Genomic DNA, 15,498 nt, shown 5'->3' with positions numbered 1-15,498 from the left:
TATCGGTATTTATTTAGTCAGCAGTCATTAGTTACTGGCGTAAATCCCGATCGTGGCGCTGCATTTACTTACAAAAATTATATCAATATTTCGGGGTGCCAATCCGAGAGTCACTACTAATGACTGATCGCTAATGACTAATAACCAATAACTCTTGATAACTAATGGCTCAAAAATCACTGAAATTATCCAAACAAGCCGCGTTTTCCCCAAAGCTAGTGAGGGATTTGCGCGAAGGTGCGATCGCTTTTTTGCTGTTCCTCGCAGCCTTTTCCTCAGTAGTAACTACTTTCGCTATTCTTTACATCCTAGTTTCGGAGTCCTTGGGTTTCTTCCAACAAGTTTCTTTGGTGGAATTTCTCACGAGTACAGAATGGACTCCCCTATTTTCCGAGCCTCGCTACGGGATTTTGCCCCTAGTTTCGGGTACTTTGGTAATTGCGGGAGTTTCAATGATGGTGGCAATTCCTATGGGTACAATCATTGCGATTTACCTGAGCGAATTTGCTGACAGTCGGGTGCGCGAGGTGATGAAGCCAGCGTTGGAATTGCTGGCGGGAGTTCCCACAGTAATCTACGGTTACTTTGCCTTCTTATTTGTGACCCCGATGTTGCAAATAGTGCTGCCGGATTTACCGGGATTCAATATGTTGAGTGCCGGATTGGTGGTGGGTATTATGATTGTACCCTTCATTAGTTCGATCGGCGAAGATGCAATGCGAGCTGTGCCAGTATATCTCAAGGAAGGCGCTTATGCAATGGGAGCAACACGATTTCAAACAGCAACGTCGGTAGTTTTTCCCGCTGCACTTTCGGGAATTTCTGCTTCTTACATTTTGGCAATTTCTCGCGCTGTGGGCCTTACAATGGTCCCCGCGATCGCCTCTGGTTTGCAGCCGAGTTATACCTGGAATCCAATGGAACCCGGTGCTACAATTGCTTCTTATATCGTGCAAGTTAGTCTCGGCGACTTGCCGCACGCCAGCTTAGAGTATCAAACAATTTTTGTGGCGGGGCTGACCCTAGTGTTGATGACTTTGATATTTAACATAATTGGGCATTTTCTGAGCAAGCGTTACAGGGAAATCTACTAATACTAAGTAAGGGTAATACCAATTTTTGGTGAGTTTCCATACAATCAGATCCCCCCTAACCCCCCTTAGTAAGGGGGGGACAACATTCTTCTCTCCGCCCTTAATAAGGGGGGATTCTTCTCAAAGTCAACCCCTACTCCCCTTATTAAGGGGGATTTAGGGGGAGCTAGCTATGTGAAACTACCCATTAAATTGGTATAAAAAGAAAGTTTTAAGGCTTGAGTTAACTAAACACAAGAATCAAAACTCCTCACCAATTACTAATCATCAATTGCCAATTACTAACTCCCAAAATATGGCCGTAAAAAATATACAGGAAATCCGAAAAATAATTGCAAAAGCTAAGCTGTGGGACAGCATTTTCGCTGCGATCGGCTTATTGTTGATGCTAGTAGGCGTGGTTGTCCTGTTAGCATTAATCATTGATTTGGCGATCGATGGTGTACCGCGTCTTTCCTGGCAATTCTTGACATCGTTCCCATCCCGTCGCGCGGAAGATGCAGGCGTACTGTCTGCTTGGGTAGGCTCGGCTTTAGTAATGTTAGTAACAGCTTTAGCCGCGGTTCCCTTGGGTATTGCGTCGGGTATTTACTTGGAAGAGTACGCCCGGAAAAATTGGGTTGCTGATTTTATCGAAATTAATGTCACTAATTTAGCAGGCGTTCCTTCAATTGTTTATGGACTTTTAGCTTTAGGTTTCTTTGTATATCAATTAAACTTGGGTCAGAGCATTCTCACTGCTGGTTTGACTTTAGCACTGCTGATTTTACCAGTAGTAATTGTTACTACTCGCGAGGCACTGAGGGCTATTCCTAATGAGATCAGGGAAGCTTCCTACGCCACAGGCGCTACCAAGTGGCAAACGATTTCGGATCACGTTTTGCCATACTCCGCTGGCAGTATTATGACAGGAGTAATTGTGGGGTTGTCAAGGGCGATCGGAGAAACAGCACCTCTAATTACAATTGGGGCTCTCACATTTATTGCCTTTTTGCCCGACTCTCCCCTGCAATCCGAATTTCCTTATGTTTCGTTTAAATGGCTGATGTCACCCTTCACAGTCATGCCCATGCAAATGTTCAACTGGGTATCCCGCCCGCAACCGGAATTTCAAAACAACGCTGCCGCAGCAGGCCTGATAATACTGGCGATGACTTTGGCAATGAATGGCTTGGCAATTTATCTCCGCTATATTTTCCGCAAAAACATCAAATGGTAAAAAAAATCACAACCAACTCTTCGTCTTCAACTACCGTTAAGGCAAAAGCTGAAGTCAGAAACCTGAATTTTTTCTACGGTTCAACTCAGGCACTGAAAAATATCAACCTAGTTGTTGATGATAAAAAAGTGACCGCGCTAATTGGCCCGTCTGGCTGTGGCAAAACTACGCTGCTGCGGTGTTTTAATAGGATGCACGACCTCTATCCCGGCAATCGTTACGAAGGGGAAATCTTGCTGGACTCCGATGAGATTAATATCCTCAGCCGCAAGGTAGATCCCATCGAAGTTCGGATGCGGATTAGCATGGTATTTCAAAAGCCAAATCCTTTCCCGAAGTCAGTCTATGAAAATGTAGTCTACGGGTTGCGGGTGCGGGGTCAAACGAAGCGCAGCGTCATGGATGAAAAAGTCGAAAAAGCTCTGCGGGGCGCGGCTTTGTGGAATGAAGTAAAAGACCGATTAAATGATTTGGCGTTTAATCTTTCGGGAGGCCAACAGCAGCGGTTGTGCATTGCTAGAGCTCTCGCAACGGAACCTGAGATAATTTTATTTGACGAACCAACTTCTGCCCTAGACCCGATCGCAACTTCCAGCATCGAAGCTTTAATTGCCGAATTGAAGGAACAAGTGACAATTCTAATTGTTACTCACAATATGCAGCAAGCCGCACGGGTTTCTGACTATACAGCTTTCATGTATTTAGGCGAAATGGTCGAGTTTAATCAAACTAAGACTATTTTTAACAGTCCTGCCAAGCAGCAAACGCAAGAATATGTAGAAGGTCGATTTGGATAATCAATGACTCAATTAAGGTGCGTTACAACTAGATATAACGCACCCTAATTTTTCAACTAATTACACTATCTATGCGGCTGTAAGTCCCCACATAATCAGAGGTCGTTTTATGTTGAGGACTCAGGAATATAGAAGGAGCTGAAGCATACTCTACAAGTTCGCCCACTCGCCTTCCTTCTTGAATCTTGATATTGAAAAAGGCAACAAGATCAGCAACTCTTGAAGCCTGCTGTAAATTGTGCGTGACTATAACAATTGTGTAATGCTTCTTCAGCCTGTTAATTAATTCTTCTATTCGTAAAGTTGAAATTGGATCGAGCGCTGAACATGGTTCATCCATCAAAATTACCTCTGGTTGCAGTGCCAAGGCTCTAGCAATGCAAAGTCGCTGCTGCTGGCCCCCTGATAAAGTCATAGCATTTTTATTCAGCCGGTCTTTTACTTCATCCCAAAGCGCTGCTTGACGGAGAGAATCTTCGACAAGCTCGTCAATATTTCCCCGATAGCCGTTGACGCGAAGTCCCAAAGCAATGTTCTCGTAAATCGATTTGGGAAATGGATTGGGTTTTTGAAATACCATACCGATGCGGCGGCGAATCTCTATGAGATTGAACTCTGTGATGTCTCGATCGTAAAAAGTAATTTTTCCGGTTATTTTAGCGCCTTTAACTAAGTCGTTGATGCGGTTAAAACAGCGCAGCAGAGTCGTTTTTCCGCAGCTAGAAGGGCCGATAAATCCTGTAACTTGATTTTTGTAAATTTCCATATTGATTCCTTGTATGGCTAAAGTGTCATTGTAGGATACGGATAGTTGCTGGACGCGCAAAATAGCTTCTAGAGGTGTTGGCAATTCAAAATCTGTTTGCATAGGTACAAAGAAACTGGGTATTGGCGATTGGGAATTGCAGATAGGGGGGTGTAAGGAAGAACCAATAATTTATCCATTACACTCCTAATCCTGGATTTTTAAGTTTACAGGTGCGAAATTTAATTGCTAGTTGAGTGAGGCTTGCTAATTGCTCTTTGATGCTTTAAGCTTTTTTTTTGCTACAGCTATCTCGCAATATTATAGCCGAAATATTCATCACAAATAGAATGCCAATTAGCAAGATAATTGCTGCTGCTGCATTTTGTTGGAAATCGGCTTGACTTCGAGAAACCCAGTTAAATATTTGAACTGGTAAAGCGGTAAAAGGACTGCGTAACCCCTCCAGAGATAAAGCGGGCGTAAAGGTAATAAAAGCCGATGCACCTACCGCAATTAGCGGGGCTGTTTCGCCAATTGCGCGGGAAAGGGATAAAGAAATTCCCGTTAAAATACCGGGCATTGCAGATGGCAGGACTAGATGCCACAAAACCTGCCACCGAGTCATTCCTGTAGCGGTGCCTCCTTCGCGCAAGCTATGGGAAACGGCGCGCAGTGCTGAACGAGTAGCTATAATTATTGTGGGTAAAGCGATTACTGATAGGGTGAGGGATGCAGAAAGTAAACTGTACTTGCCAGTTAAAAATCCTAATCCGTGAACAAATACTCCCAGCCCTAGCAAGCCATAAATAATAGAGGGCATTGCTGCTAAATTTGCAATGTTAATTTCGAGGAATTCGCTAAATAGATTATTGGGGACATATTCTTCGAGATAAATGGCTGCTCCTACTCCAATGGGAGTAGCGAAAATGGCAGTTAATACCAGCAAGCAAAAAGTTCCCGCTAAGGCTACGTAAATTCCTGCTTCTTCGGGGTTTCTGGAAGCAAATGACGTGATAAATTGCCAGTTAAGACGCGAGAGACCATCTTGAGAAACATCAAATAATAAAAGCCCTAGAACAATTATTAAAACTAAAGGTGGAATAGCTGTGAGAATTATGAATATTCGATCGAGGAAGTGACGTTTGGTGAAATCAGGCTGAAAAATGTGAGAAAATTTTGGTATTTTTTGAGGCGAGTATTGATCGATATCTGACCGAGAATTAATAGCTAAACTTGCTTGATTTACCTCCGGGCTGCAAATTGGGAGTTCTAACATTAAATTGCGGTGGCGCCGGACAAGCAAGTGACTCAGTGTGTTGAGGATCGAGGTCATCAAAAATATGACAGTCCCTACTGTAAAAATAGTGTGAAATTCTAGAGAACTTATAGGTACATCCCCCAAACTTACTTGAATGATAAAAGAAGTCATTGTCGATACTGCTTCTAGCGGATTCAGAGTCAACTGGGGATTTTGTCCTGCTGCAATGGAGGCGATTAGGGTTTCTCCCAAACAGCGAGAAGCTGCTAATGTAAAGGAGGCAATGATGCCGGGGAATGCGACTGGTAAAATTATTTTAGTAATAATTTCGGGTTTAGTAAAACCTAAAGCATAAGCTGCTTCTTGTAATCTTTTTGGTACATTTTGAATAGCGTCTTCACTCAGAGAAGATACAATAGGTGCAATCATTATGCCAGTGACTAAACCTGCGCTTAAAGGGCTAAACCCGGCTAGATTGGGGATAAGTTTTTGCAGCAGCGGGGTGACAAATAACAGAGCAAAATAGCCATAGACTACAGTGGGGATGCCCGATAGAGTTTCTATAAATGGTTTGAGCAGATAACGCACTGTATGGGGAGCGTATTCACTGAGGTAGATGGCTGTGAGCAAGCCAATAGGCACGGCAACAGTCATGGCGATCGCCGTTGTCAACAATGTGCCGCTGGCAAGTACCATAATGCCAAAGGTTTTATTGGGAAACAGCGGCGTCCACTGCGTATCTGTCAAAAATCTCCACAAAGGTACTTCTTGGAAGAAAATAGCTGTTTCATAAATCAGGACTGTAATAATTCCTAGGGTGATGAATGCGGGAATACACCCAAGTATTCCCAATAGAGCGTGTAAAGCATACTCTTTCCACATAGCTGAGGTTAAATTGCGCTGCCAAAGCTTAGACTCAGGGGGTGGCAGATGCGAAGGGGCAGTTTTCATTTAAACCTGGGCTTTTGATTGTTGGCGATCGAGAGTGTATTGATAGTTTAAAAATAATTAAATTTTCGTGCTAGTTAGTGAGGGATTAATTATTATTCAGTAATTGAGTCGCTGGCATCGGACTCAAAAATTTAGGTGGGAAAACTAATAACTAATAATTGCTACTAGAGGATTATTTTAAATAACTCATGCCTATGATAACTTATCATAATTTCTGAGCAAAAATGGTTAAAAATAGGTAAGTAATTCGATAAATTAGGGTTAAAGTATTGCACTGGTTGAAAGAAAAGTTAGCCGCCCGGTAAAACCTGAAAGACGAAAACTTGTCTGTTTGACTTCAATCTTGAATACGATCGCCCGGGAGTTGGAGAAGCGTTTTTTGTCGATCGCCCCCACCCCTTACCTGTCTCGCCTCATAATAGTAAAGGAAACTTAACATTTATTTAAACACAATGGCTAGAGACTTGCGGGGATTCCTAAAACTACTCGAAGAACGGGGACAACTGCGCCGGATCAGCGCCTTAGTCGATTCCGACCTCGAAATTGCCGAAATTTCCAACCAAATGCTGCAAAAAGGCGGCCCTGGATTGCTGTTTGAAAACGTCAAAGGGGCCGAATTCCCCGTCGCCATTAACCTGTTGGGTACGGAAGAGCGCGTTTGCTGGGCGATGAACATGGAAAAGCCGATCGAACTAGAAGAGCTCGGCAAAAAACTGGGAATGCTGCAACAGCCAAAACCGCCGAAAAAGATTTCCCAAGCGATAGAATTCGGCAAAGTGCTGTTTGACGTAGTGAAAGCCAAACCGGGCCGCGACTTTTTCCCAGCTTGTCAGCAAGTGGTATTTGAGGGAGAAGGGCTGGATTTGAACAAAATCCCGATGATTCGCCCTTATCCGGGAGATGCGGGCAAAATTATCACCCTGGGTTTGGTAATTACCAAAGATTGCGAAACGGGCACGCCGAATGTGGGGGTTTATCGGTTGCAGTTGCAGTCAAAAAACACGATGACTGTACACTGGTTATCGGTACGGGGCGGCGCGCGGCACTTGCGGAAAGCGGCGCAGGCTGGTAAAAAGTTGGAAGTTGCGATCGCCCTTGGAGTCGATCCCCTGATTATTCTCGCCGCAGCAACGCCAATTCCTGTAGATTTATCGGAATGGTTATTTGCCGGACTTTACGGCGGTTCCGGCGTGCAATTGGCCAAGTGCAAAACCGTAGATTTGGAAGTACCGGCGGACTCGGAAATCGTGTTAGAAGGAACGATTACGCCGGGGGAAGTTCTGCCCGACGGGCCCTTCGGCGATCACATGGGTTATTACGGCGGCGTGGAAGATTCGCCGTTGGTTCGATTCAACTGCATGACGCACCGCAAAGACCCGATTTATCTGACTACATTTAGCGGGCGGCCGCCGAAAGAAGAAGCAATGATGGCGATCGCGCTTAACCGTATTTATACGCCTATTTTGCGGCAGCAAGTATCGGAAATTGTCGATTTCTTCTTACCGATGGAAGCCCTGAGTTATAAAGCGGCAATTATCTCGATTGATAAAGCATATCCCGGTCAAGCGCGCAGGGCTGCTTTAGCATTTTGGAGTGCATTACCGCAGTTTACTTACACTAAGTTTGTGATTGTTGTCGATAAAAGTATCAACATTCGCGACCCGCGTCAAGTAGTTTGGGCAATTAGTTCTAAAGTCGATCCGGTTCGGGATGTATTTATTCTGCCGAATACGCCTTTTGATACGTTAGATTTTGCCAGTGAAAAGATTGGTTTGGGAGGCAGAATGGGGATTGATGCTACTACGAAGATGCCGCCGGAAACCGATCACGAATGGGGGGAAGTTTTGGAATCAGATCCGGATGTGGCGGCGATGGTAGAAAGGCGTTGGGCTGAGTATGGTTTAGCCGATTTGAATTTGGGAGAAGTCGATCCAAATTTGTTTGGATATGAGATGAAGTAGGGAGTTAGGCATTGCCCATTAGTGTCAATTTAAGCTGTCAGCCCACCAAGTCCGTTAGTCATCCCGCGAGTCCGCCAGGGAATGAATTCCCTGTCTAATAGCTAAAGTCCTCTGAAAGAGGACTGAAGAACTCATTAGTCCTCTTTGAGAGGACTTTCGCTTTGAGGCAGGGGTTTCAACCCTTGCCGGACTATGAGTTTTACCTTAAGTTGACACCAATGGGCATTTCCTTGTTATCAATACCAAAGAAGAAGAGAGGTGGAAAGAATGATGCAAAATCTTGATATCAATCAAACAATTGGTGCTTGGTCATCCATTGCTAAAATGGTTTTTGTCCCTCACACCGAACAGGAATACGAGCGTTTAGTCGAACTACTGGATAGCCTTATTGATCGAGTGGGCGAGGATGAAAGCCACCCCCTTGCTTCGATGATGGACGTTATTGGTGTCTTAATCGAAAACTATGAAGCTGAACATATTCCTGAGTTAAAAGAGGTTGTGTAACTCACTATTTCACATTGCGGGGGTGATTTGATTTAGCAGCAAAACTGCGTAAGTTATATTATATTCTAAAGTTTGTGCCACAATTGAGGAACGATCGATTAATCCCACTGACGAACAAGCCCAAGCCTGTCTGCGCGTCTGCCAGATGTTCTCTAGCTACTACCGAGATATTCAACTATTCCGTTTTAATGCTCAAACCACAGAAGTGTATATTTTCGTAAGTGATGAGCTGCAAGTAATCGTATCTAGTAATGGACTTTGGAGGTTTTTGGATGAAACCGAACTTTGATGAAATGAGCAGATCCGAATTAAAAGCTTACGTGCTATCGCATCGGCATGATGATGAAGCGATTCGGATATTTTTTGGTCGCCGTAATCCCCCAGATTCAAAAGCGACATGGTACGGGCCGATGTGTACTCCTGAAGGTGTACCCATTGCCGAAAATATTCGCATCGCTGAGGAAGCAATTAAGCAAAGAGTTGAAATCGATCGCGAAAAACAAAAACCAATAAAAAAAGCACAGGAGGATCGATTACGCCAAACATTAGAACGGGAAATTGAGGCAAAACTTCGATCGCAAATTGAATTAGAAGTCGAACAGAAGTTGCAGGAAAACTTAGAAAAAGAAATTGAGGCTCTGATAAGTGCGATCGCCCAATTTTTAGCGTCAACCACCAGCTTACCATCAAGACTGGCAGGGTCGATCGCACTTTTTGCAATGAAGCAAGGAATTGAAGATTTTGGCGATTTTTAGAATGGGCGATCGAATTGAGTGCGATCGGGACTTATGCACTTCCTCAGAGAAACCGGGTTTTTTGCCTTATCTGCGGGCTGTAACGAAGTATTCTGGAAAAAACCCGGTTTCTGGGCCCCATGCGTAAGTTTTGTAGGAAATTGGCAACAATCGCTCTAGCAGCAACAGCTACTCCGTCTCCCGAAGTCGCTTAAGCATTGCTTGCGTTGTTGGATGCTGGGAAAGTTGCGAGTCTTGACCAGTTGATATGACCTGCTGGAGAAAATTAATGAAATTGCTCCAAACTTTTTGGGTGTTGGGATGATTCTCTCCTAATCGGCTCAAAAAGATTTCTAACCCTCGCAGATAAAGCGGTTCCGCCTCCGGGTAGCGTCCCATTGCATGGTACAGATTTGCCAGATTGTTCAAACTCATAACCGTATCGGGATGGTCGGCTCCGAGCTGCTGCTCGTAAATAGAGAGCGATCGTACTAACAAAGGTTCCGCCTCCGCGTAGCGTCTCATTGCACGGTATAGCTCTGCCAGATTGCTCAAACTCTGAGCCGTATGGGGATGGTCAGTTCCTAGCTGCTGCTCCCAGATGGCGAGAGATCGCACTAATAAGGGTTCCGCCTCCGCGTAGCGTCTCATTGCACGGTACAGCAACGCCAGATTGTTCAAACTAATTGCCGTGTGGGGATGGTCGGCTCCGAGCTGCTGCTCTATGATGGCTAGCGATCGCACTAATAAGGGTTCCGCCTCCGAGTAGCGTCTCATTGCACGGTATAGCTCTGCCAGATTGTTCAAAGTCGGAGCCGTATTGGGATGGTCGGCTCCTGGCTGCTGCTGGTAAATCGAGAGCGATCGCACATACAAGGGTTCCGCTTCCGCGTAGCGACCCATTGCATAGTACAGCGCTGCCAGATTGTTCAAACTCAATGCCGTCTGGGGATGGTCAGGTCCGAGCAGTTGCTCCCAGATCGAGAGCGCTCGCACTAACAAGGGTTCCGCCTCCGGGTAGCGTCCCATTGCCCGGTATAGGTCTGCCAGATTGTTCAAACTCGTTGCCGTAGCCGGATGGTCGGCTCCGCAGCGTTGCTGTGTCATCTGGAGGCAAGCTTTGAACCACTTTTCTGCCTCTACCCAAGAACTCTGTCCCTGAGCAACCCACCCTAAGCTCGTGAAAGACCACACAGCATCACTATCTTCCAGCAAATGCGACCATTGCTCCGCCACCACATCCAAATGGGGCAGCGCCTCCTTCACCCGTTCCTGCACCTCCAGCGTCACCGGATACGAAATCGTCTTCGCCACCGCTATCAGCGCCACTGCAAAGTTGCTCCGCAAAATCTCAGCATCGGCGTGTCCCTGCAATTTTGCCGCAAAAAACTCCCGAATCAAAGCATGAAGTTGATAGCGTGGCTGCACCAACCCAGATTGAGCCGAATCTGAGGTTTCATCCTCCACCAGCGACAGCAAACTCTGTTCCAGCAGTTCGTAATCCCGACAATCCTCCAACTCCTCCTCATCCCAATCCGGCAAACAGTCGGCTACCAACTCCCAAGGAATCGGAGCCTGAGCAAACACGCTCAGCAGACACCCCAGCGTCCGCGCCGGAGATTTCAACTCCGCCCAACTCAACTCAAAAGCTGCCGCCACTCCGCGCCTAGCCGTCATCCCAGCTTCCGCCTCCTGCAATGCCCGCGCTTCCAATCGCTGACTCTGCAACCGTTGCAGCATTTCTGCCAAAGACAGCGCCCGCTTGCGCCGCAGATAGCGCCCTACCAGTTCGATGCCCAAAGGCAAATAATCCAACCACTGACAAAGCGCTTGAGCATCCTCAAGCTGGGCATCAATCCGTCCCAGCCCGTTTCCCGGCAAATCCCCAGCCGTCAGTCGCAGCAAGTTTAGCGCCGCCTCTGGTTTCAACACTTTTAACGGCAAACACCCCACAGGCGACGGCACAATTTGTCGCGCTGTCAGCAACACCTTAAAGCGGGGATTTCTAGGCAGCAACGGCTGCACCGCCCGGTAATCATTGACATCATCCAATACCAGCAGAGCATTCCCAGAGGTTTGTTTTGCCCACTCTTCGTAGCAAAACTGCAACCGTTCCTCCAGATTGTCGAGAGTATCCGGCGGCTGAATTCCCATTCGCAGCGCTTTTTGCAACACCTGTGGCGCTAAATCGTTGTCCCGGACAAACAGCCACCAAATCCCCGCTGGATAGGTGTTGCAGTCGCGGTGAAATGTTGCATACTGCCATGCCAATTCTGTCTTGCCGATGCCGCCCATTCCCGACGCAGCGGCAATGGCAACGCGGCTTCCATCCTGCAACAATCCGTGCAACTGCTGCATTTCCTCATCCCGTCCGACAAAGTTTTTGGAACCGAGTTCGGAGGGAATATCGTATAGTTGGTAAAAACTTGTGAAACCTGGATTGGGTGTTTTTCGCTCCAGGTCTAGGACTTTTTTGCTAATACCTTAACCAATTTCCAAAACGTTGGAAAATACCGCTGTAAAAGATTCTCTGTATCCAATTCAGCCTCGTAGGAAATTCCCACAAACGGCGGAATGCTTGAGATTACGCCTTTAAGTTTCGCGGCCGCTGTCTGTCCCGGTTGGTTCAGCCTATCCCGAATCTCCTGCAAAATCTGAACTACCTCATCGGGATACTGCGGCTGCACTTCAATTTGCCCAACTCCTTCGACAATCTCGGCAACAATACTCTCAGCTTCCTGTTCGGGAATTTCCACCGTTTTCGTTTGCTGAGCGAGAACCTGCAAATACTCCTTCTCGTACTCGCGGATTTTCGGCTTAATTTGTTCTTCCAACCGCTGCTCAGCTTGGATTTTTGGTAGTCCTGTTGTCAGGATAGCTTCTTCCTCTAAAGCGTGTTGCTGGTCTCGCAGAGATTTCAGGTTTTTTTCAAGTTGAGACAGACGATCGCTCGGCATTGATAGAACTCCGGCAGAATAAACAACTCCTGACTTTAGTCTACAGCCGGAAAATTCCAATATACGTAAGTATCGTGCAAAAAGTGCTAACGCAAGAGCCGTCGTTTACGCACAATCAGTTTACTGTTCCAAAATCTCGACTAAATCTTCGATCGCAATATCGAACGCACGAGCCATCTTGTCCAAAGCCGTGTAGTCAACAGTTGCCATACCTGGAGAACTGGCATAGGTGGCGATCGTAGTGTATGGAATACCCGTTCTGTTGGAGACTTCCCTAAGAGTCCAACCCTTCTCTTGAGCAAGTTCTCGAACTCGCAGTCTAATTCGTCCCATTCCGCCCTTGACAATTACGACTACTCGTAATTTAATGAATATACAATTAATAGCGATCGCCCTCGGACCTGAGAAATCTAGAGCGATCGCCTTTCATTCACCACCCACAAAAGTGGGAAGGATTTTCCTATGATACCAAAACAACCGACATATCGCGATCGACTTCAACCTTGGTGCATAATTCGCCACCTCCCCAACTGTCAGCGCTTAACAGTCGCCCGTTTCAGCCGCCGCCCCGATGCCGAATCTTACCTAAATGCACTGCGCCGCTTAATGCCCGCAGTCCCGCATACAATTGTTTTCGTAAATGCGCTGTCTGTCTTAGATGAAAATAGCGTTCCAATTGAAACACAATTGCCGATCGAAGTTTAACCGTTAACAAGTGCGATCGCCATTCCACGAATAGGAATTATTCTATTTTACCGGAAGTGCGATCGCCCCTAATTTTCCCAAAACAACATTGCTAAACTATAAATAGAGTTGAGTCAAGGAGTCACATCAATGCCATCTCCCTTTCCTGGTATGGACCCGTATTTAGAGCATCCTGACTTTTGGCCTGGGATACATAACTTGCTGATTAGTGAAATTGCCAGATTTTTATCTCCCCAACTGCGGCCTAAATATCGAGTCGCGGTAGAAATGCGAATGTATGAAACCAGCGGGGAAAGTTCTGTGAGTGTTGGTATTCCAGATATAACGGTACAGCCTTTGGCAAACGCCAGCAGTCCTTCAATGCCGAATATGGCTGTTTTATTACCCCCAACACAACCAGTGACTGTGACAATTCCTGTTCCTGAGATTATCAAAGAAGCTTATTTAGAAATTAAACAGGTGGAAACCCGAGAAGTAATAACAGCGATTGAAATTCTTTCACCCACTAATAAGCGTTCTGGTAAAGGACGGCAGATGTATGAAGAAAAACGCCAACAGATACTAAGTACCCGCACTCATTTAATTGAAATTGATTTACTGCGAAATGGGGAACCCATGCCAATTGTTGGCAATAACATTGAGAGTCACTATCGCATTTTGGTGTGTCGCGGCAACCGCCGTCCTCGCGGTGATTTATATGCTTTTAATATTCAGAATGTAATTCCTTCTTTCCCGTTGCCTTTGCTTTCAGAAGATCCTGAGCCTGTTGTTGATTTGGAAATGCTGTTCAATGGAATATATGATATTGCAGGTTACGATATGGAGATAGATTATAATAGGCAATCAGTACCGCCCCTCTCGGAAACAGATGCAGCTTGGGCAGATGCTTTGTTGCGCGATCGAGGATTGCGAGATTAATTTGGGCTGGAGCCAAAATCTGGTTAAATACCCTATTTATTTCTTAGTCTGCGGAGGCAGAGTTCGTTTGACTTGCAAAGCGGTTTCCCTCGCAGAATGACTTAATTCTCAAATTGCTTGACAGCTAAACATCTTGGCTTTGCATCAACCGCTGCTTCAAACGCGCCGGATCTCCCCGATCGACAACTTGGCCCTTTTCCAACAAAAAAGCCCCATCGCAGTAATTCAACTCATCCAAACGGTGAGTCACCCACAAAGCCGTAATCCCGCGATTTTTCACCAACCGCTGCACCGCCGCCACCAAATCCAACTGAGAATCAGGATCTAACAAAGCCGTCGGTTCGTCCAACAGCAGAATTTCGCAGTGACGGGCGATCGCCCCAGCAAGAGCAATTCGCTGCTTCTGGCCTCCACTCAAAGCATAAATCGGTCGCCGCTGCAAATCCAGCAAATTCACAGCCTCCAAAGCCTCCGCCACCCTCTCCCGCACCTGAACGTTAGAAAGCTTTTCCTCCACCAAACCAAAAGCCACATCCGCACCCACCGTCGGCATCACCAATTGGTGATCCGGATTTTGGAACACAAAACCCACTCGCCCACTCAGGTCAATTTCCCCCGACTGGGGGTGCAGCAGCCCAGCCATCAGCCTCAACAGCGTAGACTTGCCGCTGCCGTTAGTGCCCAAAAGCATCCAAAACTCGCCCTTGGGTACATCCAGAGAGCAACCTTGCAACACTCGATCGCCCGACGGCCAGCAAAAACCCAAATCCCGCACAGCAACGGCTGACTGGCTCATATCGGCACCAACACCCCCAGCCCTCATTCTGCTGTCATCGAGACAAAACCAGGGGATCTGCCTGTAGATGACGCCCCCGATTTCTGAGAAACCACCACCCCAGAAATCTCGCTGCTGAGCACAGCCACCTTTTTCTCAGGATTTTTCTCGCAGGTGAGTTCCAAAATTTGCGGTTGGGAGTTGCGAATCGCCGCCAGCACCTGCTGGTAAACAGTCTCAGCGTCCTCCTCCAACTTCCGCTGCACCGACAGCGAGACGGGCGTATTTTTCACAATGATGTCAATGCTGAACATATAGTCTTAAAAACCTAAGTTTGGAGCTCTCTCCTCAGTATATATATAGGAATTACCCACGGAAACCCAGTTTCTTAGAAAAATCAGAGGTTGAGGCCGATATATCTACCAAGCCACGGGGCTTCTGACGCAAAGCGCAGAGACTCCTATATATTAGAAGTTCCCAAATGCAGGGCAAAGACTTCGGGGACTTCGAGGGCTTCGGGGACTTCGGCGACTTACGACAAGTCAAGAGCCAAAAGTTTTTTAAGAAATACTTGCTCTTGTAAAGAATTACCTCTATAATCGTCAATACGGTAAAGAAAAGTAAAGTCTGTTCATAATCCAACTCGTTTTCTGCTAAGCAGAGGCAACAGTTGGAGACTAATGACTAGAGACAGATCCGCTGTAATTATATCCATTTGGAGATTTCCGTAAATGACAATCGCAGTCGGACGCGCCCAGACCGAAAGAGGCATCTTTGATGTCCTCGACGACTGGCTCAAACGCGATCGCTTCGTCTTCGTAGGCTGGTCTGGCATCCTGCTATTCCCCTGCGCCTACCTAGCCATCGGTGGCTGGTT

Annotated in this window: 16 protein-coding genes and 1 pseudogene; 10 read left to right on the top strand and 7 right to left on the bottom strand. The window is 46.4% G+C overall.

Features of this window, described 5'->3' with window-relative positions; genetic code table 11:
• Positions 1–164: 164 nt before the first annotated feature.
• The 3 genes from pstC to pstB (QUB20_RS07850) all read left to right on the top strand — a co-directional run bounded on the left by pstC (position 165) and on the right by pstB (QUB20_RS07850) (position 3,110).
• Complete coding sequence (gene pstC / locus QUB20_RS07860) at positions 165–1,094, top strand: phosphate ABC transporter permease subunit PstC (RefSeq protein WP_333055221.1); 930 nt, start codon at positions 165–167, stop codon at positions 1,092–1,094.
• 271 nt (positions 1,095–1,365) lie between these two features.
• Positions 1,366–2,313, top strand: a complete 948-nt coding sequence (gene pstA / locus QUB20_RS07855; protein ID WP_333291282.1) for a phosphate ABC transporter permease PstA — start codon at positions 1,366–1,368, stop codon at positions 2,311–2,313.
• Positions 2,307–3,110: a phosphate ABC transporter ATP-binding protein PstB gene (gene pstB, locus QUB20_RS07850; RefSeq protein WP_333245335.1), complete on the top strand. Its 804-nt coding sequence runs from the start codon at positions 2,307–2,309 to the stop codon at positions 3,108–3,110. Before pstA (QUB20_RS07855) ends, pstB (QUB20_RS07850) begins: the two co-directional genes overlap by 7 nt.
• A 52-nt stretch (positions 3,111–3,162) precedes the next feature.
• Here pstB (QUB20_RS07850) and pstB (QUB20_RS07845) read toward each other — a convergent pair whose 3' ends face one another.
• Complete coding sequence (pstB, locus tag QUB20_RS07845; RefSeq protein ID WP_333244754.1) at positions 3,163–3,978, bottom strand: phosphate ABC transporter ATP-binding protein PstB; 816 nt, start codon at positions 3,976–3,978, stop codon at positions 3,163–3,165.
• A 163-nt stretch (positions 3,979–4,141) separates the two neighbouring features.
• The gene (gene pstA / locus QUB20_RS07840) at positions 4,142–6,067 is read right to left on the bottom strand and encodes a phosphate ABC transporter permease PstA (protein WP_333245331.1); all 1,926 of its coding nucleotides are present in this window, start codon (positions 6,065–6,067) and stop codon (positions 4,142–4,144) included.
• A gap of 452 nt (positions 6,068–6,519) precedes the next feature.
• Here pstA (QUB20_RS07840) and QUB20_RS07835 point away from each other — a divergent pair, with 452 nt between their 5' ends.
• The 4 genes from QUB20_RS07835 (at position 6,520) to QUB20_RS07825 (ending at position 9,287) form a co-directional block, all read left to right on the top strand.
• Positions 6,520–8,028 (top strand): UbiD family decarboxylase, encoded by a 1,509-nt coding sequence (locus tag QUB20_RS07835; RefSeq protein ID WP_333245328.1) that lies wholly within the window; start codon positions 6,520–6,522, stop codon positions 8,026–8,028.
• A 267-nt stretch (positions 8,029–8,295) separates the two neighbouring features.
• A complete protein-coding gene (locus QUB20_RS07830) occupies positions 8,296–8,532 on the top strand; it encodes a hypothetical protein (protein ID WP_333245326.1) in 237 nt (78 codons plus the stop codon).
• Positions 8,533–8,587: 55 nt separating this feature from the next.
• Complete coding sequence (locus QUB20_RS28640; protein ID WP_445299384.1) at positions 8,588–8,821, top strand: DUF6888 family protein; 234 nt, start codon at positions 8,588–8,590, stop codon at positions 8,819–8,821.
• Positions 8,805–9,287, top strand: coding sequence for a DUF6887 family protein (locus QUB20_RS07825; RefSeq protein ID WP_333245323.1), 483 nt, complete (start codon positions 8,805–8,807; stop codon positions 9,285–9,287). The genes QUB20_RS28640 and QUB20_RS07825 overlap by 17 nt, the downstream gene beginning before the upstream one ends.
• A 168-nt stretch (positions 9,288–9,455) precedes the next feature.
• Here QUB20_RS07825 and QUB20_RS07820 read toward each other — a convergent pair whose 3' ends face one another.
• From QUB20_RS07820 to QUB20_RS07810, 3 genes are all read right to left on the bottom strand, one after another.
• Positions 9,456–11,624: a tetratricopeptide repeat protein gene (locus QUB20_RS07820; protein WP_333245320.1), complete on the bottom strand. Its 2,169-nt coding sequence runs from the start codon at positions 11,622–11,624 to the stop codon at positions 9,456–9,458.
• 104 nt (positions 11,625–11,728) lie between these two features.
• The gene (locus tag QUB20_RS07815) at positions 11,729–12,223 is read right to left on the bottom strand and encodes a hypothetical protein (RefSeq protein ID WP_333245317.1); all 495 of its coding nucleotides are present in this window, start codon (positions 12,221–12,223) and stop codon (positions 11,729–11,731) included.
• A 120-nt stretch (positions 12,224–12,343) separates the two neighbouring features.
• Complete coding sequence (locus tag QUB20_RS07810; protein ID WP_172192515.1) at positions 12,344–12,556, bottom strand: helix-turn-helix domain-containing protein; 213 nt, start codon at positions 12,554–12,556, stop codon at positions 12,344–12,346.
• Positions 12,557–12,685: 129 nt separating this feature from the next.
• On the opposite strand from QUB20_RS07810, the gene QUB20_RS07805 reads away from it, so the two are divergent.
• A complete protein-coding gene (locus QUB20_RS07805) occupies positions 12,686–12,928 on the top strand; it encodes a hypothetical protein (protein ID WP_333245314.1) in 243 nt (80 codons plus the stop codon).
• Between the two features lie 129 nt (positions 12,929–13,057).
• Complete coding sequence (locus QUB20_RS07800; protein WP_333245311.1) at positions 13,058–13,846, top strand: DUF4058 family protein; 789 nt, start codon at positions 13,058–13,060, stop codon at positions 13,844–13,846.
• Between the two features lie 124 nt (positions 13,847–13,970).
• Here the strand turns inward: QUB20_RS07800 and QUB20_RS07795 are convergent, their stop codons facing one another.
• Both QUB20_RS07795 and QUB20_RS07790 read right to left on the bottom strand, forming a co-directional pair.
• Positions 13,971–14,642 carry an ABC transporter ATP-binding protein gene (locus QUB20_RS07795; RefSeq protein WP_333171476.1) on the bottom strand — a complete coding sequence of 224 codons (672 nt, stop codon included), beginning with the start codon at positions 14,640–14,642 and terminating at the stop codon, positions 13,971–13,973.
• Positions 14,643–14,665: 23 nt separating this feature from the next.
• The gene (locus QUB20_RS07790) at positions 14,666–14,935 is read right to left on the bottom strand and encodes a hypothetical protein (RefSeq protein WP_190663726.1); all 270 of its coding nucleotides are present in this window, start codon (positions 14,933–14,935) and stop codon (positions 14,666–14,668) included.
• Between the two features lie 417 nt (positions 14,936–15,352).
• Here QUB20_RS07790 and QUB20_RS07785 point away from each other — a divergent pair.
• Positions 15,353–15,498 (top strand): annotated as a pseudogene (locus tag QUB20_RS07785) (photosystem II D2 protein (photosystem q(a) protein)); the annotation flags it as partial.

It is taken from the genome of Microcoleus sp. B4-C2, assembly GCF_036705265.1.
GTDB lineage: Bacteria > Cyanobacteriota > Cyanobacteriia > Cyanobacteriales > Microcoleaceae > Microcoleus.
Note: the sequence above shows the minus strand (reverse complement) of the source record. Positions and strands in the feature narration are given on the sequence as shown.

What these genes read in the sequence shown, in the direction of transcription:
- pstC (WP_333055221.1), top strand. Translation starts at nt 165, where the DNA reads ATGGCTCAAAAATCACTGAAATTATCCAAACAAGCCGCGTTTTCCCCA.
- pstB (WP_333245335.1), top strand. Translation starts at nt 2,307, where the DNA reads ATGGTAAAAAAAATCACAACCAACTCTTCGTCTTCAACTACCGTTAAG.
- pstB (WP_333244754.1), bottom strand. Translation starts at nt 3,978, where the DNA reads ATGCAAACAGATTTTGAATTGCCAACACCTCTAGAAGCTATTTTGCGC.
- pstA (WP_333245331.1), bottom strand. Translation starts at nt 6,067, where the DNA reads ATGAAAACTGCCCCTTCGCATCTGCCACCCCCTGAGTCTAAGCTTTGG.
- QUB20_RS07835 (WP_333245328.1), top strand. Translation starts at nt 6,520, where the DNA reads ATGGCTAGAGACTTGCGGGGATTCCTAAAACTACTCGAAGAACGGGGA.
- QUB20_RS07830 (WP_333245326.1), top strand. Translation starts at nt 8,296, where the DNA reads ATGATGCAAAATCTTGATATCAATCAAACAATTGGTGCTTGGTCATCC.
- QUB20_RS07825 (WP_333245323.1), top strand. Translation starts at nt 8,805, where the DNA reads ATGAAACCGAACTTTGATGAAATGAGCAGATCCGAATTAAAAGCTTAC.
- QUB20_RS07820 (WP_333245320.1), bottom strand. Translation starts at nt 11,624, where the DNA reads ATGCAGCAGTTGCACGGATTGTTGCAGGATGGAAGCCGCGTTGCCATT.
- QUB20_RS07815 (WP_333245317.1), bottom strand. Translation starts at nt 12,223, where the DNA reads ATGCCGAGCGATCGTCTGTCTCAACTTGAAAAAAACCTGAAATCTCTG.
- QUB20_RS07810 (WP_172192515.1), bottom strand. Translation starts at nt 12,556, where the DNA reads ATGGGACGAATTAGACTGCGAGTTCGAGAACTTGCTCAAGAGAAGGGT.
- QUB20_RS07805 (WP_333245314.1), top strand. Translation starts at nt 12,686, where the DNA reads ATGATACCAAAACAACCGACATATCGCGATCGACTTCAACCTTGGTGC.
- QUB20_RS07800 (WP_333245311.1), top strand. Translation starts at nt 13,058, where the DNA reads ATGCCATCTCCCTTTCCTGGTATGGACCCGTATTTAGAGCATCCTGAC.
- QUB20_RS07795 (WP_333171476.1), bottom strand. Translation starts at nt 14,642, where the DNA reads ATGAGCCAGTCAGCCGTTGCTGTGCGGGATTTGGGTTTTTGCTGGCCG.
- QUB20_RS07790 (WP_190663726.1), bottom strand. Translation starts at nt 14,935, where the DNA reads ATGTTCAGCATTGACATCATTGTGAAAAATACGCCCGTCTCGCTGTCG.